Source organism: Paenisporosarcina macmurdoensis (genome assembly GCF_042658845.1).
GTDB classification, from domain to species: Bacteria; Bacillota; Bacilli; order Bacillales_A; family Planococcaceae; genus Paenisporosarcina; species Paenisporosarcina macmurdoensis.
This window is the reverse complement of record NZ_JBHSRI010000007.1, coordinates 1-22776: the sequence shown is the minus strand read 5'-3', so window position 1 is coordinate 22776 and position 22776 is coordinate 1. Positions and strand designations below refer to the sequence as shown.

Below are 22776 nucleotides of genomic sequence, written 5' to 3'. Positions count from 1 at the left end.
CTATTTCCCCCTTATTATAGTTCACTATTTTGTCACACAATTCACTATATTACATAAAGTCCATGTGTACAAGCCAAGTAATAGAAATAAACTTCTTGATTTTTCACACTCTTTTGTGTAGGTAAAGTAAGTATTTTTCAAATTAATTAGTGCATTTTAACAGAAAATACAAGTTTTCCTTTTATTTTATTTCTATCTTCTCATCCAGAAATCTGCATTTTTAATTCCGAGTTTTACAGGATTGAAAATTGGGTCTTTTCCTTTTCTTTTTTGATCTTCATAATCTTTTAACGCAGTTAGTGCTGGCTTAGCTAAGAGTAACAGGGCAACAGAATTTAGCAGGACCATGATGCCTAACCCAACATCACCAAGCGCCCATGCCAGATCTGCACTTCGAATCGCTCCATAAAATGCAGACGACAATAAAATAACTTTTAATAAAAGAACGGCAATTTTATAAGGTATTCCTTTGACTAAATACGCTACATTGACTTCAGCAATGTAATAGTAGGCCATAATTGCAGGAAACCCAAAAAAGAAAAGTGCAATCGCAACGAATCCTGCCCCTTTTCCAGGCACTACAGAATCAATTGATTCTTGGGTGTATCCAGGTCCTGCATCAACACCTGGTAAATTTTCAACAATAAACAAAGTGCCGCTGCCATCTGGTTGAACATTGTACATTCCTGTTAGTAAAATCATGATCGCTGTAGCGGTACATATAAAGAGTGTATCTATGTATACAGAGAATGCTTGAACAAGTCCTTGCTTTACCGGATGAGACACCTCAGCAGCCGCGGCAGCGTGTGCTCCAGTTCCTTGACCCGCCTCATTAGAGTAAATGCTTCGTTTAACTCCCCAAACAATTGCTGACCCCATCATTCCACCATATGTTGCGTCTAAATTAAAAGCACTTCGAAAAATCAGCAGTAATACATCTGGTAATTCTGCAATGTGGAAGATAATAATTCCAAGTGAACAAACCATGTAGATGATTCCAATGAAAGGCACAACTATTTGTGCGACATGTGCAATCCGCTTAACCCCACCAATTATAATAAATCCAAGAATGACTGTAATAGCTGTACCCGTCACCCATGGTTGTAATCGAAAGGCATTATCCATGCCTAATGCAATCGAATTCGATTGAATTCCAGGTAATAAAAACGCAGTAGCTGTAATTGTAGCAATAGCAAACACGCTTCCATACCATCTCCATCCGATTCCTTTTTCGATGTAAAAGGCTGGTCCTCCACGATACTGTCCATTTTGCTTCACTTTGTAGATCTGAGCTAATGTCGATTCAATAAATGCACTAGAAGCTCCAATCAATGCTATAGCACACATCCAAAAAATCGCACCTGGCCCTCCAAATGCGATCGCTGTAGCGGTTCCAGCAATATTCCCAGTCCCAATTCTGCCCGACAAAGCCATTGAAAAGGCTTGAAATGAAGAGACACCTGCATCCGATTTTTCACCTTTAAACAAAAGGATAATCATATCTTTTAACAAGCGAATTTGAAGGAACTTTGTAAGAACTGAAAATAACAGTCCAATAGCAAAACAAAAGGTAATCATCCATGGTCCCCATAAGTACTCGTTAAGCCGTAAAATAAATAGTTCTATTAAGTATCCTCCTAACATTTAACCCCAGCCATATATTTTATGAAACAGTACACCTTCATAATCAACAGCTGAAAAAAATGTATGGCATATCTTTGAAATCAAAAAAAGACACCCAATAAAGAGTGTCTAGACAATATAACCGATTGATCTTAATACATTATTCATAAATGATTCTGTATATAAAAATACATCCTCTTGCTCTGGTTCATGAAATAAATCATGAAAACAACTTCCCCACTCTTTATATTGAATTTCTGAAAGTTGTTGCTTTTGCAACCAATGCTTAGCATACGATTGATCAGTAACTTTGTCTCTCTCTGCTGTCATCATTAAAATAGGCAGATTTTGAATACTTTCCTGTCTAGATGAAGTTGCTTTAAGTAATTGTTGCAGCTCATGATACCATTTCAATGTAATGGTCGTATTATAGAGCGGGTCGTCTTTATCTTGCGTATATACATCATAATTCCTCGTCAGCTGTTTAATTGTCACATCATGTGTACTTTTTACATTTTCAGCTAACTTGCCCATGCTCGACAAAGCACTTGAAAGTTTTGATGGATGGATTTTCAAATGCAACCAAGGCGACGTAAGTATTAAAGCCGCACATTCAATCGATTTTAATTGAAGTGAGTGCATAACAAGAGTTGCCCCTAAACCATGACCCATCACAAATACTGGCAAGTTATATGTCATCGATGCTTCTACTAATTGGTCTATATATGTCCCATATGAATTAAAATCTTCTTCATGTGCTGCTTTTTTTCTAGATGCTTCTCCATGCCCTGGCAAGTCTCCCATTACTACATGGAAACCTGAACTTCTAAATTTCTCTATTAACCATGCATATCTACGATGATGTTCATACGCGCTATGTACAATTGCGATAACCGCTTTTGCTTGACCATCAGCTTCCCATTTCCACATGAACAGCGCCCCTTTACTATTTCTAATTCTCGACATTACTTGATGTAATTTTACCACTTGATCTTGTAAACAATAAGTAATTGCCACTAAGAAGGACCTGAAATGAACATTGCTTTCGTCACAAATGACATAACTCTCATTCTTCTTTATCTACTAATGTTCTGTAAACTCATCTACATAAACAAGTCGACTTATGTATGTTCCTCTTTTTTTGTATAATGAAACCATACCGCAATAAGAAATGAGGAAATAACATGATTTACTCTTTTAATAATAAAACACCCTTGATCGATCCAACTGTTTATATTGCTGATTATGTCACAATCAGTGGGGATGTGACAATCGGTCCAGAGTCCACAATATGGTTTAATACCGTGATTCGTGGAGACGTTAACTCAACAAGGATTGGTCGCAAAGTAAACATACAAGACTTATGTTGCTTACATCAAAGCCCCGCTGCACCCTTAATTTTAGAAGATGAAGTAACCATTGGACATCAAGTTACCTTACATAGCTGTACAATTCGTCAAGGCGCTTTAGTGGGAATGGGTTCAATTATTTTAGATGGAGCTGAAATTGGGGAAGGTGCATTCATTGGAGCTGGAAGCTTAGTTCCTCCAGGAAAGATTATCCCGGCAGGCATGCTTGCATTAGGTCGACCTGCGAAAGTCGTACGTGAATTAAATGATGAAGACCGACTAGATATGAAGCGAATTGTAAAAGAATACGCTGAAAAAGGGCAAATTTATAAAGCGATGCAACAAAATACAAGTACTAAATAGAATGAGCAGGCGTTTAAGTGCCTGCTCTTTTAATTTGATATGTACCAACTGTTTGGTATATTGTCGTTCAAATTGGTTTATTCCCCTTCGCTCGGTGTTTATTCCCTTTCAAATTGATTTATTACCTTTCACTCGATGTTTATTCCCTTTCAAATTGGTTTATTCCCCTTCGCACTATATTTATTCCCTTCACCCATTTTTGTCCATAATGTCCGTGTGATAATTAGTTTGACTTTCGCTTCGCTGCGGTTGTGGAATCAATCCTATTATAAAAATATTTTCCCACTCAAGATTGATTTGTTCCCGCTCAATTCTTACCATTCACCCATTTTTCTACAGAAAAAAACTGTTCCGGATTAATCCGGAACAGTTTTGTTTTATTCGCCAGCTTTTTCTTTCAAAAGAGCAGCTTTGTCTGTTTTTTCCCAAGGTACATCTAAGTCTGTACGACCAAAGTGCCCGTAAGCAGCAGTTTGTTTGTAAATCGGACGACGAAGATCTAACATTTTGATGATACCTGCAGGTCGTAGGTCGAATAACTCGCGAACTAATTCAACAAGTTTAGATTCACTAACTGTGCCAGTACCGAATGTGTCGATAGCGATCGATACCGGTTGTGCTACTCCAATTGCATAAGCAAGTTGAACTTCACAACGGTCAGCTAGTCCTGCTGCTACAAGGTTTTTTGCTACGTATCGTGCTGCGTATGCTGCTGAACGATCCACTTTTGTAGGATCCTTACCAGAGAATGCTCCGCCACCGTGACGTGCATAACCACCGTAAGTATCTACGATAATTTTACGTCCTGTTAAGCCAGCATCACCTTGAGGTCCACCAATTACGAAACGACCAGTTGGATTAATAAAGTATTTTGTATTTTCGTCAATTAATTCTGCTGGTACAACAGGTTTAATGACATGTTCTTTAATGTTACGTTGAATTTGCTCAAGCGTTACTTCAGGGTGATGTTGAGTTGAAATAACAATTGTATCAATGCGCAACGGTTTATTGTTTTCATCATACTCAACCGTGACTTGTGTTTTACCATCGGGACGTAAATATGATAATACTTCTTCTTTACGAACTTCCGCTAAACGACGAGCTAACTTATGAGCCATACTAATTGGAAGTGGCATTAATTCCGGTGTTTCATTACAAGCAAAACCGAACATTAAACCTTGGTCACCTGCTCCGATTGCATCGATGTCTGAATCAGTCATAGAGCCTTCACGCGCCTCTAATGCTCTATCAACACCCATAGCGATGTCAGGAGATTGCTCATCGATTGCAGTTAATACTGCAGAAGTCTCTGAGTCAAAACCATATTTTGCACGTGTATAGCCGATTTCGCGGACTGTTTCACGTACAACTTTTTGAATATCCACATAAGCTGTTGTTGTGATTTCTCCAGCAACCAGTACTAAACCTGTTGTTACTGTCGTTTCACATGCAACACGTGCGTTAGGATCTTCAGTTAAAATTGCATCTAAAATTGCATCTGAGATTTGATCACAAATCTTATCTGGATGCCCTTCTGTTACTGATTCTGATGTAAATAGACGACGATTTGTCATTGGTATTTCCTCCTATATCCTTCGAGATTTCTCTCGGAAAATTCAAACGGTACTCATTTCCCATGTTCAGCTTATTCAGTCGATTAAAACCTTCCGCCTTATCGGGCTTCTGCACACGAGGATAAAGGGAGATGTCATAAAAAAAACCCTCTCTCACGTAAATCACATGAGGAAAGTATACATTAATAGGCATCTTTCACTCTTATCATCCAAGGAATACACCTTGCTTCAGGTTCAGCACCTTTGCTAATTACTACTTACTTCATAACTGCAGGTTGCCGGGTTTCATAGGGCCTGACCCCTCAACCAGCTCGGGATAAGAGTATCCGTTCAGTTTTACATCATAATAAACTAATCCCTCTATGTCAAATATTATTTATTATTCTTCATTAAAGAGAAATTTAAGAGGAATTTAATTAGGCTATTAGTGTAGTTTAATGAGCGGAATGTGTTATACTAATCAACGAATAAAAAAACACCCCAATGGATTGGGAATATAAGAAAAAGGAAGGTACATATACATGAATTCAGTGAACACTATCAACGAACTGAACGACTTGTTAAATGGCAAAAACGTGCATGTACAACTTTCAGTACCACAATTAGTGGAGAAAGCAACATTACGCGGAGAAGCTGTCTTAACATCAACTGGAGCTGTAAAAGTAGAGACAGGGAAATATACAGGACGTTCTCCTAAAGACAAATATGTTGTTGAAGAAGATATCTCAAAAGACAAGATTGATTGGGGTACAGTAAATCAACCGATTTCATCCGAAATTTTTTCCTCTTTATATAAGAAGGTTGTTACATATTTAAAATCGAAAGAAGAACTATTTGTTTTTAATGGCTTTGCAGGAGCAGACAAAGAATCTCGCCTTTCTATCAAAGTAATTAATGAATATGCATGGCATAACCTATTTGCACACCAATTATTTATTCGTCCTACGGAAGAAGAATTGGCAGTTCATGAATCACAATTTACTATTGTTTATGCACCTACGTTTAAAGCTGATCCAGCAATCGATGGTACTGCTTCTGAAGCATTCATCATTGTTTCAATGGAACAACGCATCATTTTAATTGGTGGAACAGAATATGCTGGAGAAATGAAAAAATCAATTTTCTCTATTATGAACTATTTACTTCCTGAACAAGGCATTTTATCTATGCATTGTTCATCAAACGTTGGCGAAAAAGGTGATGTTGCCTTATTCTTTGGTTTATCTGGAACTGGAAAAACGACGTTATCAGCTGATGCTGATCGCAAGTTAATCGGTGATGATGAGCATGGCTGGTCAGATAATGGTGTATTCAATATTGAAGGAGGCTGTTATGCAAAAGCAGTCAACTTAAAACGTGAAAATGAACCACAAATTTTCGATGCGATCCGTTTTGGATCAGTATTAGAAAACGTAGTAGTGGATCCGGATACACGTATTGCTAATTACGAGGATATCTCATTAACTGAAAACACACGTGCTGCTTACCCATTACAAGCAATTGATAATATTGTTGACCCTTCTGTAGCCGGTCATCCAAATACAATCATTTTCTTAACAGCTGATGCATTTGGCGTATTGCCTCCAATCAGTAAATTAACAAAAGAACAAGCAATGTACCACTTCTTAAGCGGTTTCACATCGAAACTTGCAGGAACTGAGCGTGGAATCACGACTCCACAAGCTACGTTCTCAACTTGTTTCGGTTCTCCATTCCTTCCATTGCCTGCAACCGTGTATGCAGAAATGTTAGGAAAGAAAATTGACGAACATAATGCACAAGTATTCTTAGTAAATACGGGTTGGACTGGCGGCGTATACGGCGTTGGTAAACGTATGAAACTTTCTTATACACGTGCAATGGTGCGCGCGGCGTTGGATGGTAAATTAGACAATGTAGAAACAGACAAAGGTTCTGTATTCGGGCTAGCGATTCCAAAAGCTGTACCTGGTGTTCCAGAAAACGTACTAAATCCACGCGATGCATGGGCAGATGTTTCTGCATATGACGCAAAAGCAAAAGAATTGGCAGATCAATTCCGTGAAAACTTCAATAAATTCGGCTCAGTTGCTGAAGAAATCGTCTCAAAAGGCGGACCGATTATTTAATATAAAAATGGCTTGCACTTCGTGTGCAGGCCATTTTTTATTCCTTGTAATGAAAGTTCGTATCGTTTTGGAAAAAAGATTGAATATGTATAGCTTCTGCTTTCGTAATTTGATTGAAATGTAGTTCAGCACCATAATCATCTACAGAACAAATATGATACCCATTCTTTTTAAAATGTAATGAATACCACAGAATACTATTTGTTTCACTACTAACAGATTGTAAAATTAAATCTTTTAACTTGTGGTTAAGTGGCATAGTAAAAATGACTAAATCAGTCTCAATTCTAATGGTACGTGCATAAGGTTTAATGGTTTGTATCAATTCTGTTTCATTTTTCCAACACCGTACTTCTATTGCCGTAAAAATTGGCAATAACTCCGTCATTAATGGAATCCAGAAGTCCACATTCTTTAAACGCTTTAGTGTTTCATTTCCATGTGAGAAGGTATCATTTTTTATATGTAAATTTCCCATAAGTAAACCTCCTCAACTTACATTAAGTGTTCTTTAAAATATTCTGCGTCTGCATTTTCAGGGAAGAGTTTTTGAAATTCTGCAGCTTCATTTTTATCTACCCCATACAGCACAATTTCAGAGCCATACTGTGCAATTTCCATCATTTGAATATCTTCTTTATAGAAGAATAGAGTGAACCATTTTATTCCACCGTTTGAATCAATTGAGTGATTACGTAAATAGTTACAATTATCTTCATTTAAAGTAATAGTGACTGACTTTACCAGACCTTGATCAATCGAATTCGCCGATATCTTTGCAAGTTCTTCTAGTAGCTCAGTTTCTTCTTGCCAACAGTGAATTTCGACTGAGGCAAAATCACTTGTATATGTATCCCAAAGCGTTTCCCAATAGCTTGTATCTACTGGTACAGACGATTTTTTCTCTGTATGAGTCGTTTCCAAATGAATTCGAACATGTTTCATTACACTTACCCTCCTTGATGTTTCATCCATTTTGTTAAGTCCCTTATAATTTGTTTGTTGATGTTCATTGGGAAAAAATGATTGTGCTCCTTAAAATACCACGTTTCAAAAACCTTATCTTCTTTTACTAATGCTTTTTCTAATCGACTTGCATGCTCAAAACCTACATTACGATCCTTCATTCCATGGATAATCAAAAGTGGGCATGACATTTGTTTAATATGTGGAATAGGTTGACGTTCATCATATGCTGCAAGTGCATTCTTTGGATTTCCACCAATTACTCGCTTCATCATCCTCCGCATATCACTGCGTTCTTCATAAGTAAGCACTATATCTGAAACTCCTGACCAGGTTACCATTGACGTAATATCATCACGCAAAATCGCTGTCCATAAAGCCATAATTCCACCACGTGAAAAGGCAAACAAGTGAATACGATTGACTGAAAGAAACTGTTTTAAGACATCTACTCCATATACGGCATCATAGCGATCTTCGCCAGCAAATTCATCGCGGCCTTCTCCACCTCTATTACCACGGTAATATGGAGCAAACACAACAAATCCTTGTGCTGCAAATTGAGCAATGCGAGCAGGTCGAACCATGCCTATGTTTTGAATTCCACCTCGTAAGTACAGTAATCCTTCATGACTACCCTTTTTTAGAGGTTCCGCAAGCAGACCTTTTACTCGATATCCGCATGACCAATAAACAATTTCAGTTAAACGAACATGTGGATTGGGACTAGGGTATGCCCTTTTAAGTTCAATCGTTCCATTTGCTTTCATCTAACATCACCTGTTCCAGCATTTTTTTCATGCCTTTATCTTTCATATGAAAACTGAGATTAGGTGAATGAATAAATTCTTGTAATGTCACCCAAACCGGCCCTTCTGTTTCAAATTGCTCAACATTTGTCTCTAAAGACACTACAGTTGAGCGGAAAACCACTTTACAAAATGGTTTTACATCATTCACCATGTATTCTGCAAACCATTCTAAATTCTCAAGCCTAGCACCTGTCTCTTCAAATGTTTCCCGTATTGCAGCTTGTTCTAACGTCTCGTTTACTTCTACCTTCCCACCAGGGAATTCAAGTCCTCTTAGCGGGTGCTTTGTCAGTAACCATTGCTTGTCCCTATTTGCTAGCACCAGAACATGTGTGGCAGGAATAGAAAAGGTGTTTTTATGAAATGATAATGTGACTTCAACTTCGTTCAAATCTAAAAAAGAAAACATGCCCGCTACACTCCTTTAAATCAGTGTAGCGAAGGCATGCAAAGCAATCAACTATAAAAAGGTAAGGTTTCAATATGTTGTTTAGATTCCTCATTCGTGTATTCATGAATAACCGCACACAATTTTTTCAATCGTAAATCGCTGCCATCATTTTCAGGATCTAAATGATAAGGTACATATGGAGTATGAGCTCGCCAAAATCCTTTTTGTTCAATATCTTCTTTTTGTTCAAATAATTGATCGAGCACATTCAACACGCCTGGTTCAGCCTCAATCTCATATTCCCATGGTGAATCGTCTGGATGGTAATAATAACGATGATGAGAAATCGACACATATATTTTCGCCATTTTTTCAACCCCTTTTTTTTAGCATGGCATTAACGACAAAATTCATGCATCAAAAAAAGGCGAGTTGAAAAAAGCAAACTCCTGAAAGGGAATTTGCTTAAAAAGATTATTTGTTTGTGTCACCTAGATAAGCATTTAACATCCATTGGTGTTTTTCAATTGATTGATAAACAGCATTTAATAAATCTTCTGTCATATCATCTTCATCTTTTGCGGCTTCGTCCATGCCTTTTTTCAAGGATTTCATAATTTTATCAAAATCTTTTACTACAGTTCCAACCATTTGTTCAGTAGATTCTTTGCCAGTTGCTTCTGTCACTTCGGATAGTTCCAAATGTTCTTTTAAAGTTGCTACTGGTTGTCCACCTAATGTTAGCAATCGCTCTGCAATTTCATCCATATGGAGCGTTGCTTCATTATAAAGTTCTTCAAATTTCGCGTGTAACGTAAAAAATTGCGGTCCTTTTACATACCAATGGAAATTATGTAACTTTGTATACATGACAGACCATGTTGCTACTTGCTTGTTAAGTTCCTTATTTAATGCTGCTGACATAAAATCATCACACTCCTGAATTTTTTTAAAAGCTTTAATACTTTCAATTTACCACTAAGTTCCTTAAACTAAACATAATGAGCAGAGTGGAGTGAAAAAAATGTCGTTATGGTTATTAATAATCGTGGCTATTATTGTCATGTTCGGAATAACGTTTATGTTTATCGTGTCCACAAAAAAAGCATATTCACTTGAACATAAGATTGATCCTTTGCCAAAACAAGCAAATGATGAGAAGGATAAACAATGAAGTATGTAGTCATTTCCATTATAAAACTATATCAAAAAATCATATCTCCTTTGACTCCACCTAGTTGTCGTTTTTATCCCACTTGTTCACACTACGGGGTTGAAGCGGTTGAAAAACATGGCGCTCTAAAAGGGACATACTTAGCGGTCAAACGAATACTTCGTTGTCACCCTTTTAATGAAGGTGGCTATGACCCTGTTCCCGAAGAATGGAATGAAAGAAAATGACTTCTTGAAAAAGAGTCATTTTTTTTTGTGTGTTTTGCTTGTGTTTTATTTTTATTTCTTGTATGATAATAAAGTTCTTAATTCAAATCGTAATCATTACTATTTAAAAGGAGTTTACAATGAAGAAAATTTTCTTATTAAGTTTAATTGCAATTTTAGCTGTATTTACAGCTGCTTGTGGTAATAACAATACAACATCTAATGAATCTGAAAACCTAGATGCCTTAACCGTTTACACAACCGTTTATCCTCTCACTTATTTTACGGAACGTATCGGTGGAGACAAAGTAGCTGTAAAATCCATCTATCCTGCTGGTTCGAATGAACATACCTTCGATCCTACACAAAAAGATATGATGGCTTTAGCGGACGCTGACTTGTTTTTCTATATTGGCCTAGGACTTGAAGGATTCGTCGATAATGCAAAGAAGACATTAGCAAATGAAGATGTATCAATGATTGCGACTGCGGATGCTCTATCTGATGAAGAATTGGCAGTAAGCGAAGTTAGTGAAGAAGACCATGCTGATGAAGAAGAAAATTCTGAGGATACACACTCAGACGATGAGGAAAGTACAGAGGAAGATGAACATGCTAATGAGGAAGAAAGTCATGATGATCATGAACATGGAGAATTAGATCCTCATCTTTGGATATCACCACAAATCAGTGTGAATCTTGCTACTTCGATAAAAGATTCATTAATTAAAAAAGATCCAAGCAATAAAGAAACTTATACAAAAAACTTTGATGTGCTAGTAAATGATTTAACACAACTGGATGCCGATTTTAAAGAAATGGCAGATGCATCGAGCAATAAAACATTCTTTGTGTCGCACGCAGCATTTGGTTACTTAGCTGGAACATATGGTCTAGAACAAGTGGCAGTTGCAGGATTAAACTCTCAAGATGAACCATCTCAAAAAGAACTAACTGAATTAGTTAAATTAGCAAAATCAATGAATATCAAAACGATTCTATTTGAACAAAACGTCTCTTCTAAGTTAACTAAAGTGATCCAAAACGAAATCGGTGCTGATGCATTAACCATGCATAATTTAGGCGTTTTAACACCACAAGACGTCGATAATAATGAGGATTATTTCACGTTAATGGAACAAAATTTAGAGACTTTAACGAAAGCCTTAAATTCTTCAAAATAAACGAAAAACCACGGAAAGATTACAGCCTCCGTGGTTTTTTTATGCATAAAATAGTTTTCTTTTCACTTCATATTGCTCGATTATCTTATGATTCAACGATACACCCACACCAGGCGTACTTGGAAGTTGAATCTCTCCTTGCTGAACATCAATAGTAGGTTCAGCTAAATCATGGTCCCAAAAATGACTAGAAGAACTAAAATCTCCTGGGAATTTAACACCTGATAAAGAAGCAAATGCGAGGTTAAACGCTTTTGATACCCCAAATTCAATCATCCCGCCCACCCAGATAGGTATACCCGCTTTTTCACAGTAATCATGTATGCGAAGAGCATTTGATAATCCACCCACTCTTCCTTGTTTCATGACAATAATTTTCCCTGATTGGTGGTCAACCATGTCTTCAACATCTTGAAAACTCGCTATGCTTTCATCTAAGGCAAATGGCGTTTTCATTGATCTTTGAGCAATTCCGGACAATTTATTTTGTTGTTCTGAAAAAGGTTGTTCAATCAATGTGAAACCACATTCATCAAAGGTTTGTAACAAATGAAGTGTCTCTTCAGTAAATGCACCATTTGCATCAGCGAAGAATAATGTTTGTGGATAAAGTGCAATCATTTCTTGCAGCTTTTTAGGATTGGACGATTGCGAAATTTTTAGTTTGATCCGTTTATAGCCTTTCAACACAGCATCTTCGATTTCAGCATACATTTCTTCATCATTAGCTGCGGCTACTACAATTCCTGCTTCTATCGCTTGAGAAGTTCCACCTATGACTTGCCACAGAGGCTTTTGTTGTTTTTGAGCATAAATGTCCCATATTGCATGATTGACAGCAGATTTCGCCATGTGATTGCCTTTGATAAAGGTTAAACAACTATCCACATCATCTGGATGAGATAATGGATTATTTAGAATGGCAGGTATCATCCAATTTTCTAAAGCAAGCCACGCTGTCTCCACAGTTTCTTCCGTATACCAAGGAGACGAAAAAGCCACACATTCACCGACACCGATATTGCCTTGGTCATCTATCAATTCAATCAGAATACTTTCACGTTCTAAAACTTCTTGCAAATGTGTTGTGAAGGGTTTTCTAAGAGGCACGCGAACTTGATATAGCGTTACTCGTTGGATTTGGATGTTACCCACTCTCTCAGCTCTCTTCTTAATAATTTATTAGAAGCATTTCTAGGCATTTCCTTTATATGATGTAACTTTCTCGGCATTTTATATGGGGCTAATTTTGTTTGCAAAAACTCTCGTAAAGACTCCAACGATATTTCTGCATCACTAACGATAAAGGCAATAGGAACTTGTCCCCACTGTTCATCATCCACGCCACAAACACCCGCTTCTCGAATCATCGGATGTTGCAAAATCGCATTCTCCACTTCTGCTGGATAAATATTTTCTCCACCTGAAATGATTAAATCTGAACGGCGATCAACTACAAATAAATAGCCTTCATCATCCAGATAACCAATATCGCCAGTATAAAGCCATCCCTTTTCTTGAGAAGGTGTTTGTTCATATTGACCAATATAGCCAGGTGTTACATGCCCACCTCGAATGCAAATCTCCCCTTCTTCAAAAGGTTTCTTTGCATGATCGATCCGAATAAAACTTAAATATAAAGGTTTTCCGGAAGATCCTAATTTTCTAACAGCATCTTCAGGAGCTAGTGTGGCTGTTTGGGATGCTGTTTCTGTCATTCCGTAGGTTTGCAATATAGGAATGCCCCTGGCAATCGCTCTTTCTAAATAATGACTTGGAACAGGGCCACCACCAACAAGCATGGTCAGCAAGCGAGATGAGACATTCTCTTCGCGCTCTTCTAGCTCTCTCAATATACGTTCTAACATAACAGACACGACAGACATTCGAGTGACGTTGCCATTTACTAAATCATCTACTACGCGAACTACATCAAATTTCGAATAAAGATTAACTTCCATTCCATATAAAACCGAACGTATTAAAATGGATAGCCCGCTTATATGAAAGATTGGCATGGTACATAACCACACGTCATTGGTTTGAATGCCCATATTAAAAGCGGAAGAAGTCGCGTTCGTCGTATGATTCAAGACGGTTTGTCTAACACCTTTTGGACGTCCTGTTGTACCAGACGTATACATAATAGACATCGTGCGGTTAAGTGGCCACTCTTCTTCTATACGAATTGTGCTTGAATTCTTCTCAGACAAGTCTTCTAGAGTGATTTTTTTGTACATACCAATTCTTTCCTGATAATTTTCTTTCACAAGGACAAGAGTAGGCTGTGCATCTTCAATTTGATAAGCCAATTCCTCATCAGACAATCGCTCATTTAATAAAACGACCTCACAACCCAATTGCCAGCAAGCATGAATTGTAATAATTAATTGGGGGTGAGAAGGAGCAAGTATGGCAATTCGAGCACCCTGTTCAATACCAGCAGTTTTTATTGTACCTGCTGTATTCATGACTTCATCAAATAACTGTTTAAAAGTCCATGATTTGCCCTCAAATGTTAAAGCTAATCGATTGGGTGTCATTTGGACACGTTGTGCTAACCAGTTTGGATACATGTTTAACCCACCTTTAGAAAAAGCTGCCCTTCTTAAAAGGACAGCTTGAGAAATGTTGTTATCAAGGGAAACGAGGGAATTGACCGAAGTCAGGTTTACGTTTTTCCTTAAAGGCATCGCGGCCTTCTTTCGCTTCATCAGTTGTATAGTAAAGAAGAGTAGCATCTCCCGCTAATTGTTGAAGACCTGCTAAACCATCGGTATCTGCATTCATCGCTGCTTTTAAGAAACGTAGCGCTGTCGGAGACATGGAAAGCATTTCTTCACACCATTGTACGGTCTCATCTTCTAATTGTGCGTAAGGGACAACCGTATTAACTAAGCCCATATCAAGTGCCGCTTGTGCATCATATTGACGGCATAAGTACCAAATTTCACGTGCTTTTTTATGACCGATAATACGAGCAAGATATCCTGAACCATAACCCGCATCAAATGAACCAACTTTAGGACCAGTTTGTCCAAAGATTGCATTGTCAGCAGCAATGGTTAAATCACATACAACGTGAAGGACGTGTCCGCCACCAATTGCATAACCAGCTACCATGGCAACAACTGGCTTCGGAATTACACGAATTAAACGTTGCAAGTCAAGAACGTTTAAGCGAGGAATTTCATCTTCCCCAACATATCCACCGTGGCCACGTACTGATTGGTCTCCACCTGAACAAAAAGCTTTTTCACCCTCACCAGTTAAAACGATGACTCCAACTTTAGAATCGTCTCTTGCATGTGTAAATGCTTCTAGTAATTCTTTAACTGTTTTCGGACGGAACGCGTTGCGAACTTCCGGACGGTTAATCGTGATTTTTGCGATTCCGTTATATGTTTCATATTTAATATCTTCATATGTACGTTCTGATACCCATTGACGTGTCATACTCTTCCTCCTAAAATAATCATTTCACTTGCTCCATTATTATTGTAGCAAACTGAACGGGATTTTCCACATGAATCGCATGTCCAACAGCTAAAACTTCAAGATGTTGGCTGTTTTCTATGCGATTTTTCATTTGTTGTGCTATTAACTTGAATTTTTCATCGAGCTCTCCAGTAATAAGTGTTACCGGTATTTTTAATTCATTTAATTGTGACCAATAAGACGGTTGGCTTCCTGTTCCCATCCCTTTCAAACTACTCGCTAATCCTAAAGAAGATTGCTGAAGGCGTTCTTGACGGATGGCTTGTCGCTCTAAATCAGAAAGTTTCTTCTGTGATTGGAATAGCGGTATGTCTTGCCAGAAGTCAATAAATGCTGGCAAACCTTCAACTTCTATTTTTTTCGCTAACGATTCATCTGCCTTTATTCTTGCTTGTTGTTCAGTTACTAATTGCAGTCCTGGAGACGCGCTTTCCAATACTAAGCGTCTAACAAATTTTGGATAAGTAATGGCATAAGCAAGGGCAATACGTCCCCCCATCGAATAACCAACGAGCGTAAAATCAGTTACTTGAAGCGAAACAAACAGCGTCTGTAAATCCAGAAGTTGCTCTTTCATTTCATAGCGTCGTGTTTCTTGAGGAGCATCCGTCTTACCATGTCCCAATAAATCCACTGTAATACATCTGACTTTTGGAGGTAAGCATTCTATGATGGGTTCCCAAGTTTTCGTGCTTCCTGTAAAACCATGCAAAAAAACCATCGTCTCAGATGCCTCTTTATTCATGATGGAATAACCAATCTTTACTCCTCGAACACTTTTGATTAATTGCTCCACAGTTGATCTAACTCCTCGGTGATGTCGCTCCATAAATGACGATGAGCTATCACATTTTCTTGACGATTCGTCTTCACTTCAATGATGCGTAAATCCTTGTGTTTAAGGGTAGTTAAAGCATCTTCAAATGCTTCCATTGAATCGACAGCAAAATATTCTGCTTGATACATAGTTGCGATAGAATCAAATGTTAAACCTGTTGGCGTTCCGAACAACTTCTCAAAATATGTTTCTTCCTTGGACTGCGGTAGATATGAGAAAATGCCCCCTCCGTCATTATTCATCACAACGATGGTAAGATCAGTGTCGTGAAAACGAGTGACCAATAAGCCATTACTATCGTGTAAAAAGGAGATATCACCAATTAAAAGGGTTGTGGGACGCTTTCTAGCTTGTTGTATGCCGAGAGCAGTTGATACCACCCCGTCAATGCCATTTGTTCCACGATTAGCATAGATAGCGATATCTTTGGTTGTTTGATTAAAGAAAGTATCGACATCACGAATTGGCATGCTGCTTCCCGAGATTAAATCACTACCATCAGCTAATAAATTAAATAATTTTCCAGCAAATGCACCTTCATCTTGTTGGTCGTCAATGTAACGTTCAATATGTTCCGTTGCAACCGAATTCGCTTGTGTCCAGATGTTCAGTGTTTCATTAGTTTGTACTTGATTGACGTCATTCCAAAATACTTGCGGAATTGACTGTATATGATGAGTCACTACACCTAAAGAATCACGGAATAAAGGATCTTCATCAATGACGATATAGACAGCAGGTCTATATTCTTTCAAGAAAAGAGAAAGTGGTTTTGACACAGGTTGTGCACCAAATCGCAAGACTAAATCTGGGTTTATTGCCTTTTTAAAATTCCCACTTTTCAACAGAGCATCGTATTGATCTATCAATAAATGTCGGCATTCTTCAGGAACTTCCGTACGAAGTTGGGAAAGTGCATCAGCTATTATTGGCCACTGAAGTGATTTAGCGAAAGCCCAAAAATCTTGTTTTGAGAAATCACCAGATAGTTCACCAACAATTATGAATCCCCTCTTGGTATTCACCATCATCTCTTCAACCAATTTAATGGATGATTGAGAAGCAACAATTGATCCGGTAATCGATTGTTGGTACGTTGATGGTTGTACTTCGTACTCAAAATCGAGTAGTAACGGCTCGCGAAACGGGATATTTATGTGTATGGGACCCATCGGTGCTGCCTTTGCAAAAGTAACTGCTCGTCCAGTATGTCTCTCGACAAAAGGGATCGTTTCTTTATAGCCGTCCGCTAAAGGAAAATCCACACTCCATTTAACGTGATTCCCATATAATTGAACTTGATTTATAGCTTGCGGTGCGCCAACTTCTCGCAACTCGTGAGGTCTGTCTGCCGTTAACACAATGAGTGGAATTCGTGCATAGTTTGCTTCCACAATTGACGGGAAATAGTTAGCTGCTGCAGTTCCAGAAGTACAAAGCAGCAACACTGGATTTTGTTTAGCTTTTGCCAACCCTAAAGCAAAGAATCCAGCTGAACGCTCGTCAATTTGCATATATGTGTTAAATGCTTGTGTTTGACTAAAGGCATAAGCAAGAGGAGTAGAGCGAGAACCTGGACTGATCACAACATCCTGAACACCAGCTTGAAGAAAAGTTTGCACGATCGTATGAACGTACTCGGTTAAGTTTGCACGATTATCCATTTAACTTGCCTCCAAGAGTTCGTAACATCGGTCTAAATTTCACTAACGTCTCTGCGTATTCCGATGTTGGATCCGAATCTGCTACAATGCCTCCACCAGCATAAAGATATGCCTTTTGTTTATTTAATAAGGCAGAACGAATGGCCACTGCAAATTCTCCATTTCCTTCAGCATCAATCCAGCCAACAGGAGCTGCATAATATCCACGATTCATTTGCTCCACCATTCGAATAATGGCCATGGCATCTGCACGCGGTTCGCCACCTAATGCCGGAGTGGGATGCAAGTCTTTTACTAGTTGAAGCAAGCCTTGTCCTTTTTGTAAATGACCTTCTACAGGTGTAAATAAATGTTGAATGTCACGAATTTTCATTAACTTAGGAAACTTCGGCACTTTAACATCATCACAATACTGTTTAAATACACTTGTAATCATATCGACTACATATTGATGTTCTTCACGGTTTTTTGAATCTTGCAGTAAGTCATTGCCTAGTTGTTGATCTTTTGTTGCAGTTTGTCCCCGGTTAATAGAGCCAGCCAAACAAGTAGAAAGTGCTCTGCGATTTTCAACCTTTACTAATCGTTCAGGTGTCGCTCCAAAAAACAAATTATCTCCAAGTTCCAAACCAAAAAGAAAACTTTCTGGTTGCTCCTTTGATACATGATACATAGCAGAGGGTGAATTGACATCTTCTGCAAATGTTAAGGATAACGAACGGGCAATCACGACTTTCTGTGCTTCCCCAGCATGAATTAACTTTGTAACATGAGAAACTGCATCTAAATACAGTTCCTTAAAACGTTCTTCTAAATTCGTTAACAGTGGTTTTGCATATGGTTTTAATTCCTTTACTTGTGCTGCATGAATCAAATCGTCACGCTCTGAACGTAGATGATCAAATAGATGTTGTGAGTCTAATTCACTTGTAACTAAATGAATACTAATAAAAACTCTGTCATCACGAATGACAAGTTGAAATGATGGCACAGCAAAGTATGCCGAGGGGAATATATCCCACTCGGAAGACAAATGATTTGCAGGGTCAAACGAAAACCCACCAAATAGTATAGGCTGTAAATCCTGTTCTTCATTGACAATTTTAGAGCAGAGTTCATTCCATTGTTTATCTACTTCTTCAAACCGGCTGTCCTCAGATGAGCTTGTAATAACATGTGCATGTCCAATGCCAACTAAGGTAAAGGTTTTTTCACGGTTTTGCCAATAAAATCTTTTCCCTTTATATGACTCGCCTGCTTCAAAAAAAGCAATTGAGGATAATCCATTAACTTCAATCGTTTCAGTATAAAAATGTACAGCTGATGATAGCTCTTCAACTGCGTATTCTGTGGATGTAAATGTCTTACGATTCATCCAGCTTCCCTCCGTAAATAGGACTTTACAAAAAAGTAAAGTTCCCTCAATATCATACCTTCTATCATACCTCTTTTATCCCGATTCGGCATCCGATAAGCAAACAATCTACCCATAATTAAGTTGTTGAAGTACAATAAGGGAGGTGAAAAAAGAAGAAGGAGCGGAGACTATATGTCACACGATTTAAAAGCCGATACTGGCTGGCGTATATGGTGGCAATTAACAAGACCTCATACGTTAACAGCATCATTCGTCCCGGTATTTCTAGGAACAATGATTGCAATTTCTTATACAAATATACATTGGCCATTATTTTTCGCCATGTTATTTGCAAGCATGCTCATCCAAGCAGCTACAAATATGTTTAATGAGTACTATGATTTTGCAAGAGGGTTAGATACTGAAAAATCGGTCGGAATTGGTGGTGCCATTGTACGAAATGGCGTTAAACCAAAAACAGTCATGATACTTGCATTACTGCTTTATGCTATCTCGATCTTATTAGGTATCTATATTTGCATCCAAACCACTTGGCTATTAGCTGTTGTTGGAGCTGTAGCAATGGCAATTGGATATTTATATACTGGTGGTCCATATCCAATTGCATATACACCTTTTGGTGAATTATTTTCAGGTGTTTTTATGGGCATGTTAATCGTCTTAATAGCATTCTTTATTCAAACAGGTGACATCACAACAATCGCTCTATTACTGTCTGTTCCAAGTATGCTACTTGTCGCTGCAATTATGCTATCAAACAATATTCGTGATTTAGTGGGCGATAAAGAAAGTGGCCGTAAAACAATGGCTATATTAATCGGTCGTAAACAAGCAATTAATGTATTGCTTGCACTGTTCGTAGTTTCCTATGTATGGATCGTAGCTTTAGTTATTTGGGGTGTACTAACACCTTGGGCACTTCTTATATTCGTAAGTATAAAAAAACCTATACATGCAATCCGTATTTTTAAAACAAAAGTACATACAATTGAAGTAGCTCCGGCTATGAAAGATACTGCATTAACGAATACCATATTCGGTTTCCTGCTTAGTATTGGCTTATTAATTGGTTATTTGATTTAATATGTAAAAAACCCGCAAGTGCGCTATTAAGCACTTGCGGGTTTTTAGTATGGTGGTTTATGAAAGGACTAAGAACAGAATAATGAATGGTTCACGAGCGATATGTCACGATTCCCTATAATTCGACATTTGGACATAAAAAAACACGCTATCCCGAAGATAGCGCATCTTTCTATATGACCCCTACGGGATTCGAACCCGTGTTACCGCCGTGAAAGGGCGGTGTCTTAACCGCTTGACCAAGGGGCCTTACATCTGGCGGAGAAGGAGGGATTTGAACCCTCGCGCCGTTTGACCGACCTACACCCTTAGCAGGGGCGCCTCTTCAGCCACTTGAGTACTTCCCCAGAAATAATTGGCTCCGAAGGTAGGACTCGAACCTACGACCAATCGATTAACAGTCGATTGCTCTACCACTGAGCTACTTCGGAATGGTGGGCCTAAATGGACTCGAACCATCGACCTCACGCTTATCAGGCGTGCGCTCTAACCAGCTGAGCTATAGGCCCACAAAAAAATTGGAGCGGGTGAAGAGAATCGAACTCTCATCATCAGCTTGGAAGGCTGAGGTTTTACCACTAAACTACACCCGCAATATGGTGGCTCAGGACGGAATCGAACCGCCGACACAAGGATTTTCAGTCCTTTGCTCTACCGACTGAGCTACTGAGCCACATTAGTTGAATTTGTACTAGCATTGAATCTCTTTGTCAGCTTCTTTCGGTTAGTCACGTATGTTAGTACGCTCCTTCACTTACTCATTTTGCTTCCTCGATCTTCTTTGCTTCTGCCAAATTCCTAAAGAATTACTTTAAAAAAATGGCGGTCCCGACGGGAATCGAACCCGCGATCTCCTGCGTGACAGGCAGGCATGTTAACCGCTACACCACGGAACCATTTGGTTGCGGGGGCAGGATTTGAACCTGCGACCTTTGGGTTATGAGCCCAACGAGCTACCGTGCTGCTCCACCCCGCGATAATATTATTGTTACAAACACAATTGCTTTAACGCTTTATGCGTAGTGGCCATCGTCATCTTTGTTTGACGATTTTCTCCACCCTCGCGATTTCTTTAGAGCGAGATATGTATGTAATGTTTGATGATTTATTTATACCACACACTTAGTAAAATGGAGGAGGTAGAGGGATTCGAACCCCCGCGGGATTTTACTCCCCTGTCGGTTTTCAAGACCGATCCCTTCAGCCAAACTTGGGTATACCTCCGAGATATATAAGTGGTGGACCTTGCAGGACTCGAACCTGCGACCGGACGGTTATGAGCCGTCTGCTCTAACCAACTGAGCTAAAGGTCCTAAATAATGGCGGCCGAGGGGATCGAACCCCCGACCTCACGGGTATGAACCGTACGCTCTAGCCAGCTGAGCTAGGCCGCCAGGATCTTTATAAATGTTGGTGGAGCCTAGCGGGATCGAACCGCTGACCTCCTGCGTGCAAGGCAGGCGCTCTCCCAGCTGAGCTAAGGCCCCTAAAAAGGGATAAAATACTGGTCGGGAAGACAGGATTCGAACCTGCGACCCCTTGGTCCCAAACCAAGTGCTCTACCAAGCTGAGCTACTTCCCGAAGTTAATAATAATGGCGCGCCCGAGAGGACTCGAACCTCTAACCGCTTGATTCGTAGTCAAGTACTCTATCCAATTGAGCTACGGGCGCTAAATATGCTGTTTTAAAAAGATGGTGCCGAGGACCGGAATCGAACCGGTACGGTAGTCACCTACCGCAGGATTTTAAGTCCTGTGCGTCTGCCAGTTCCGCCACCCCGGCACTTAAGAAGTTTTGGAGCGGAAGACGAGGTTCGAACTCGCGACCCCCACCTTGGCAAGGTGATGTTCTACCACTGAACTACTTCCGCTCGTATGTTGTTATAAAAATGGTGCGGGTAAAGGGAGTCGAACCCCCACGCCTTGCGGCGCTAGATCCTAAGTCTAGTGCGTCTGCCAGTTCCGCCATACCCGCGACTTAATATTTAAAAATGGTGAGCCATGTAGGATTCGAACCTACGACCCTCTGATTAAAAGTCAGATGCTCTACCAACTGAGCTAATGGCTCTCGAAAATTAATGGTGCCGGCGAAAGGAGTCGAACCCTCGACCTACTGATTACAAGTCAGTTGCTCTACCAGCTGAGCTACACCGGCACACTGTAAAAAAATATGGTGGAGGATGACGGGCTCGAACCGCCGACCCTCTGCTTGTAAGGCAGATGCTCTCCCAGCTGAGCTAATCCTCCGAAATAAATCGCCCAGCGACGTCCTACTCTTGCAGGGGGAGACCCCCAACTACCATCGGCGCTAAAGAGCTTAACTTCCGTGTTCGGTATGGGAACGGGTGTGACCTCTTTGCCATTATCACTGGACTGGGTATTCTTTTTTAACGACAAGATTTATTATACCAAGTAAAACGAGAATTACAAGTGTTTTTCATTATTTAAAAAAACTATTTCTTGTTCACTCAAAACTGGATAAACGGGCCATTGAAAGCCATTCAAAATTTTGGTTAAGTCCTCGATCGATTAGTATTCGTCAGCTGCACACGTCGCCGTGCTTCC

Annotated in this window: 21 protein-coding genes, 20 tRNA genes, 1 rRNA gene and 1 riboswitch; of the genes, 6 read left to right on the top strand and 36 right to left on the bottom strand. The window is 39.2% G+C overall.

The window, feature by feature from the left end:
- Positions 1-192: 192 nt before the first annotated feature.
- Both ACFPYN_RS06690 and ACFPYN_RS06685 read right to left on the bottom strand, forming a co-directional pair.
- Positions 193-1644, bottom strand: a complete 1452-nt coding sequence (locus ACFPYN_RS06690; RefSeq protein WP_377733207.1) for an alanine/glycine:cation symporter family protein — start codon at positions 1642-1644, stop codon at positions 193-195.
- A gap of 108 nt (positions 1645-1752) precedes the next feature.
- Entirely contained in the window at positions 1753-2553 is an 801-nt protein-coding gene (locus ACFPYN_RS06685; protein WP_377733206.1) for an alpha/beta hydrolase, read from the bottom strand.
- 254 nt (positions 2554-2807) lie between these two features.
- On the opposite strand from ACFPYN_RS06685, the gene ACFPYN_RS06680 reads away from it, so the two are divergent.
- On the top strand, positions 2808-3335 hold the full coding sequence (locus ACFPYN_RS06680; RefSeq protein WP_377733205.1) for a gamma carbonic anhydrase: 528 nt from the start codon (positions 2808-2810) through the stop codon (positions 3333-3335).
- A gap of 377 nt (positions 3336-3712) precedes the next feature.
- Here ACFPYN_RS06680 and metK read toward each other — a convergent pair whose 3' ends face one another.
- On the bottom strand, positions 3713-4909 hold the full coding sequence (metK, locus tag ACFPYN_RS06675; protein ID WP_377733204.1) for a methionine adenosyltransferase: 1197 nt from the start codon (positions 4907-4909) through the stop codon (positions 3713-3715).
- 199 nt (positions 4910-5108) lie between these two features.
- A riboswitch (SAM riboswitch) is annotated at positions 5109-5232 on the bottom strand.
- Positions 5233-5430: 198 nt separating this feature from the next.
- On the opposite strand from metK, the gene pckA reads away from it, so the two are divergent.
- Positions 5431-7017 (top strand): phosphoenolpyruvate carboxykinase (ATP), encoded by a 1587-nt coding sequence (gene pckA, locus ACFPYN_RS06670; RefSeq protein ID WP_377733203.1) that lies wholly within the window; start codon positions 5431-5433, stop codon positions 7015-7017.
- A 37-nt stretch (positions 7018-7054) separates the two neighbouring features.
- On the opposite strand, the gene ACFPYN_RS06665 is transcribed toward pckA, so the two are convergent.
- The 6 genes from ACFPYN_RS06665 to ACFPYN_RS06640 all read right to left on the bottom strand — a co-directional run bounded on the left by ACFPYN_RS06665 (position 7055) and on the right by ACFPYN_RS06640 (position 10110).
- Complete coding sequence (locus tag ACFPYN_RS06665; RefSeq protein WP_377733202.1) at positions 7055-7495, bottom strand: hypothetical protein; 441 nt, start codon at positions 7493-7495, stop codon at positions 7055-7057.
- 17 nt (positions 7496-7512) lie between these two features.
- A complete protein-coding gene (locus ACFPYN_RS06660; RefSeq protein ID WP_377733201.1) occupies positions 7513-7962 on the bottom strand; it encodes a hypothetical protein in 450 nt (149 codons plus the stop codon).
- 5 nt (positions 7963-7967) lie between these two features.
- Entirely contained in the window at positions 7968-8753 is a 786-nt protein-coding gene (locus ACFPYN_RS06655; protein WP_377733200.1) for an alpha/beta hydrolase family protein, read from the bottom strand.
- Positions 8731-9204 carry an NUDIX domain-containing protein gene (locus tag ACFPYN_RS06650; RefSeq protein WP_377733199.1) on the bottom strand — a complete coding sequence of 158 codons (474 nt, stop codon included), beginning with the start codon at positions 9202-9204 and terminating at the stop codon, positions 8731-8733. The genes ACFPYN_RS06655 and ACFPYN_RS06650 overlap by 23 nt, the downstream gene beginning before the upstream one ends.
- Before the next feature lie 47 nt (positions 9205-9251).
- Positions 9252-9554 (bottom strand): transposase, encoded by a 303-nt coding sequence (locus ACFPYN_RS06645; RefSeq protein ID WP_377733198.1) that lies wholly within the window; start codon positions 9552-9554, stop codon positions 9252-9254.
- 106 nt (positions 9555-9660) lie between these two features.
- The gene (locus tag ACFPYN_RS06640; RefSeq protein ID WP_377733197.1) at positions 9661-10110 is read right to left on the bottom strand and encodes a Dps family protein; all 450 of its coding nucleotides are present in this window, start codon (positions 10108-10110) and stop codon (positions 9661-9663) included.
- Between the two features lie 100 nt (positions 10111-10210).
- On the opposite strand from ACFPYN_RS06640, the gene ytzI reads away from it, so the two are divergent.
- The 3 genes from ytzI (at position 10211) to ACFPYN_RS06625 (ending at position 11750) form a co-directional block, all read left to right on the top strand.
- Entirely contained in the window at positions 10211-10360 is a 150-nt protein-coding gene (gene ytzI, locus ACFPYN_RS06635) for a YtzI protein (RefSeq protein ID WP_377733196.1), read from the top strand.
- Positions 10357-10587 carry a membrane protein insertion efficiency factor YidD gene (gene yidD / locus ACFPYN_RS06630; RefSeq protein ID WP_377733195.1) on the top strand — a complete coding sequence of 77 codons (231 nt, stop codon included), beginning with the start codon at positions 10357-10359 and terminating at the stop codon, positions 10585-10587. The genes ytzI and yidD overlap by 4 nt, the downstream gene beginning before the upstream one ends.
- A gap of 119 nt (positions 10588-10706) precedes the next feature.
- The gene (locus ACFPYN_RS06625; RefSeq protein ID WP_377733194.1) at positions 10707-11750 is read left to right on the top strand and encodes a metal ABC transporter solute-binding protein, Zn/Mn family; all 1044 of its coding nucleotides are present in this window, start codon (positions 10707-10709) and stop codon (positions 11748-11750) included.
- A 39-nt stretch (positions 11751-11789) separates the two neighbouring features.
- Here ACFPYN_RS06625 and menC read toward each other — a convergent pair whose 3' ends face one another.
- The 6 genes from menC to ACFPYN_RS06595 form a co-directional block, all read right to left on the bottom strand.
- A complete protein-coding gene (menC, locus tag ACFPYN_RS06620) occupies positions 11790-12905 on the bottom strand; it encodes an o-succinylbenzoate synthase (protein ID WP_377733193.1) in 1116 nt (371 codons plus the stop codon).
- Positions 12878-14326 (bottom strand): o-succinylbenzoate--CoA ligase, encoded by a 1449-nt coding sequence (locus tag ACFPYN_RS06615; RefSeq protein WP_377733192.1) that lies wholly within the window; start codon positions 14324-14326, stop codon positions 12878-12880. Before ACFPYN_RS06615 ends, menC begins: the two co-directional genes overlap by 28 nt.
- Positions 14327-14387: 61 nt before the next feature.
- Positions 14388-15206 carry a 1,4-dihydroxy-2-naphthoyl-CoA synthase gene (gene menB / locus ACFPYN_RS06610; protein ID WP_377733191.1) on the bottom strand — a complete coding sequence of 273 codons (819 nt, stop codon included), beginning with the start codon at positions 15204-15206 and terminating at the stop codon, positions 14388-14390.
- 19 nt (positions 15207-15225) lie between these two features.
- Positions 15226-16044: a 2-succinyl-6-hydroxy-2,4-cyclohexadiene-1-carboxylate synthase gene (gene menH / locus ACFPYN_RS06605; RefSeq protein WP_377733190.1), complete on the bottom strand. Its 819-nt coding sequence runs from the start codon at positions 16042-16044 to the stop codon at positions 15226-15228.
- A complete protein-coding gene (gene menD, locus ACFPYN_RS06600; protein ID WP_377733189.1) occupies positions 16032-17750 on the bottom strand; it encodes a 2-succinyl-5-enolpyruvyl-6-hydroxy-3-cyclohexene-1-carboxylic-acid synthase in 1719 nt (572 codons plus the stop codon). Before menD ends, menH begins: the two co-directional genes overlap by 13 nt.
- Complete coding sequence (locus tag ACFPYN_RS06595; protein ID WP_377733188.1) at positions 17743-19125, bottom strand: isochorismate synthase; 1383 nt, start codon at positions 19123-19125, stop codon at positions 17743-17745. Before ACFPYN_RS06595 ends, menD begins: the two co-directional genes overlap by 8 nt.
- A 174-nt stretch (positions 19126-19299) precedes the next feature.
- On the opposite strand from ACFPYN_RS06595, the gene ACFPYN_RS06590 reads away from it, so the two are divergent.
- Positions 19300-20211: a 1,4-dihydroxy-2-naphthoate polyprenyltransferase gene (locus ACFPYN_RS06590; RefSeq protein ID WP_377733187.1), complete on the top strand. Its 912-nt coding sequence runs from the start codon at positions 19300-19302 to the stop codon at positions 20209-20211.
- Positions 20212-20388: 177 nt separating this feature from the next.
- Here ACFPYN_RS06590 and ACFPYN_RS06585 read toward each other — a convergent pair.
- The 21 genes from ACFPYN_RS06585 to rrf all read right to left on the bottom strand — a co-directional run bounded on the left by ACFPYN_RS06585 (position 20389) and on the right by rrf (position 22584).
- A tRNA-Glu gene (locus ACFPYN_RS06585) sits at positions 20389-20460 on the bottom strand.
- A 7-nt stretch (positions 20461-20467) separates the two neighbouring features.
- Positions 20468-20558: transfer RNA gene (locus ACFPYN_RS06580), tRNA-Ser, on the bottom strand.
- 9 nt (positions 20559-20567) lie between these two features.
- Positions 20568-20642 (bottom strand) — tRNA-Asn (locus ACFPYN_RS06575).
- Position 20643: 1 nt separating this feature from the next.
- A tRNA-Ile gene (locus ACFPYN_RS06570) sits at positions 20644-20720 on the bottom strand.
- A 10-nt stretch (positions 20721-20730) separates the two neighbouring features.
- Positions 20731-20804 (bottom strand) — tRNA-Gly (locus ACFPYN_RS06565).
- A gap of 4 nt (positions 20805-20808) precedes the next feature.
- Positions 20809-20884 (bottom strand) — tRNA-Phe (locus tag ACFPYN_RS06560).
- 147 nt (positions 20885-21031) lie between these two features.
- Positions 21032-21107 (bottom strand) — tRNA-Asp (locus tag ACFPYN_RS06555).
- Between the two features lie 3 nt (positions 21108-21110).
- A tRNA-Met gene (locus ACFPYN_RS06550) sits at positions 21111-21187 on the bottom strand.
- Positions 21188-21342: 155 nt separating this feature from the next.
- A tRNA-Ser gene (locus ACFPYN_RS06545) sits at positions 21343-21435 on the bottom strand.
- Positions 21436-21447: 12 nt separating this feature from the next.
- Positions 21448-21524: transfer RNA gene (locus ACFPYN_RS06540), tRNA-Ile, on the bottom strand.
- A 7-nt stretch (positions 21525-21531) separates the two neighbouring features.
- Positions 21532-21605: transfer RNA gene (locus ACFPYN_RS06535), tRNA-Met, on the bottom strand.
- A 17-nt stretch (positions 21606-21622) separates the two neighbouring features.
- Positions 21623-21698: transfer RNA gene (locus tag ACFPYN_RS06530), tRNA-Ala, on the bottom strand.
- Positions 21699-21716: 18 nt separating this feature from the next.
- A tRNA-Pro gene (locus ACFPYN_RS06525) sits at positions 21717-21793 on the bottom strand.
- A gap of 13 nt (positions 21794-21806) precedes the next feature.
- Positions 21807-21883, bottom strand: a tRNA-Arg gene (locus ACFPYN_RS06520).
- 22 nt (positions 21884-21905) lie between these two features.
- Positions 21906-21994: transfer RNA gene (locus ACFPYN_RS06515), tRNA-Leu, on the bottom strand.
- Positions 21995-22007: 13 nt separating this feature from the next.
- Positions 22008-22082: transfer RNA gene (locus tag ACFPYN_RS06510), tRNA-Gly, on the bottom strand.
- Positions 22083-22101: 19 nt separating this feature from the next.
- Positions 22102-22186: transfer RNA gene (locus ACFPYN_RS06505), tRNA-Leu, on the bottom strand.
- A 17-nt stretch (positions 22187-22203) separates the two neighbouring features.
- Positions 22204-22279, bottom strand: a tRNA-Lys gene (locus tag ACFPYN_RS06500).
- Positions 22280-22290: 11 nt separating this feature from the next.
- Positions 22291-22366, bottom strand: a tRNA-Thr gene (locus ACFPYN_RS06495).
- A 16-nt stretch (positions 22367-22382) separates the two neighbouring features.
- A tRNA-Val gene (locus ACFPYN_RS06490) sits at positions 22383-22458 on the bottom strand.
- Positions 22459-22468: 10 nt separating this feature from the next.
- A 5S ribosomal RNA gene (rrf, locus tag ACFPYN_RS06485) occupies positions 22469-22584 on the bottom strand.
- Positions 22585-22776: the final 192 nt, after the last annotated feature.

Coding starts and splice junctions, on each gene's coding strand:
- ACFPYN_RS06680 (WP_377733205.1), top strand. CDS start 2,808: ATGATTTACTCTTTTAATAATAAAACACCCTTGATCGATCCAACTGTT.
- ACFPYN_RS06645 (WP_377733198.1), bottom strand. CDS start 9,554: ATGGCGAAAATATATGTGTCGATTTCTCATCATCGTTATTATTACCAT.
- ACFPYN_RS06595 (WP_377733188.1), bottom strand. CDS start 19,125: ATGAATCGTAAGACATTTACATCCACAGAATACGCAGTTGAAGAGCTA.
- ACFPYN_RS06650 (WP_377733199.1), bottom strand. CDS start 9,204: ATGTTTTCTTTTTTAGATTTGAACGAAGTTGAAGTCACATTATCATTT.
- ytzI (WP_377733196.1), top strand. CDS start 10,211: ATGTCGTTATGGTTATTAATAATCGTGGCTATTATTGTCATGTTCGGA.
- menB (WP_377733191.1), bottom strand. CDS start 15,206: ATGACACGTCAATGGGTATCAGAACGTACATATGAAGATATTAAATAT.
- menD (WP_377733189.1), bottom strand. CDS start 17,750: ATGGATAATCGTGCAAACTTAACCGAGTACGTTCATACGATCGTGCAA.
- ACFPYN_RS06690 (WP_377733207.1), bottom strand. CDS start 1,644: ATGTTAGGAGGATACTTAATAGAACTATTTATTTTACGGCTTAACGAG.
- ACFPYN_RS06590 (WP_377733187.1), top strand. CDS start 19,300: ATGTCACACGATTTAAAAGCCGATACTGGCTGGCGTATATGGTGGCAA.
- pckA (WP_377733203.1), top strand. CDS start 5,431: ATGAATTCAGTGAACACTATCAACGAACTGAACGACTTGTTAAATGGC.
- ACFPYN_RS06640 (WP_377733197.1), bottom strand. CDS start 10,110: ATGTCAGCAGCATTAAATAAGGAACTTAACAAGCAAGTAGCAACATGG.
- yidD (WP_377733195.1), top strand. CDS start 10,357: ATGAAGTATGTAGTCATTTCCATTATAAAACTATATCAAAAAATCATA.
- ACFPYN_RS06660 (WP_377733201.1), bottom strand. CDS start 7,962: ATGAAACATGTTCGAATTCATTTGGAAACGACTCATACAGAGAAAAAA.
- metK (WP_377733204.1), bottom strand. CDS start 4,909: ATGACAAATCGTCGTCTATTTACATCAGAATCAGTAACAGAAGGGCAT.
- ACFPYN_RS06615 (WP_377733192.1), bottom strand. CDS start 14,326: ATGTATCCAAACTGGTTAGCACAACGTGTCCAAATGACACCCAATCGA.
- ACFPYN_RS06655 (WP_377733200.1), bottom strand. CDS start 8,753: ATGAAAGCAAATGGAACGATTGAACTTAAAAGGGCATACCCTAGTCCC.
- ACFPYN_RS06665 (WP_377733202.1), bottom strand. CDS start 7,495: ATGGGAAATTTACATATAAAAAATGATACCTTCTCACATGGAAATGAA.
- ACFPYN_RS06685 (WP_377733206.1), bottom strand. CDS start 2,553: ATGTGGAAATGGGAAGCTGATGGTCAAGCAAAAGCGGTTATCGCAATT.
- ACFPYN_RS06625 (WP_377733194.1), top strand. CDS start 10,707: ATGAAGAAAATTTTCTTATTAAGTTTAATTGCAATTTTAGCTGTATTT.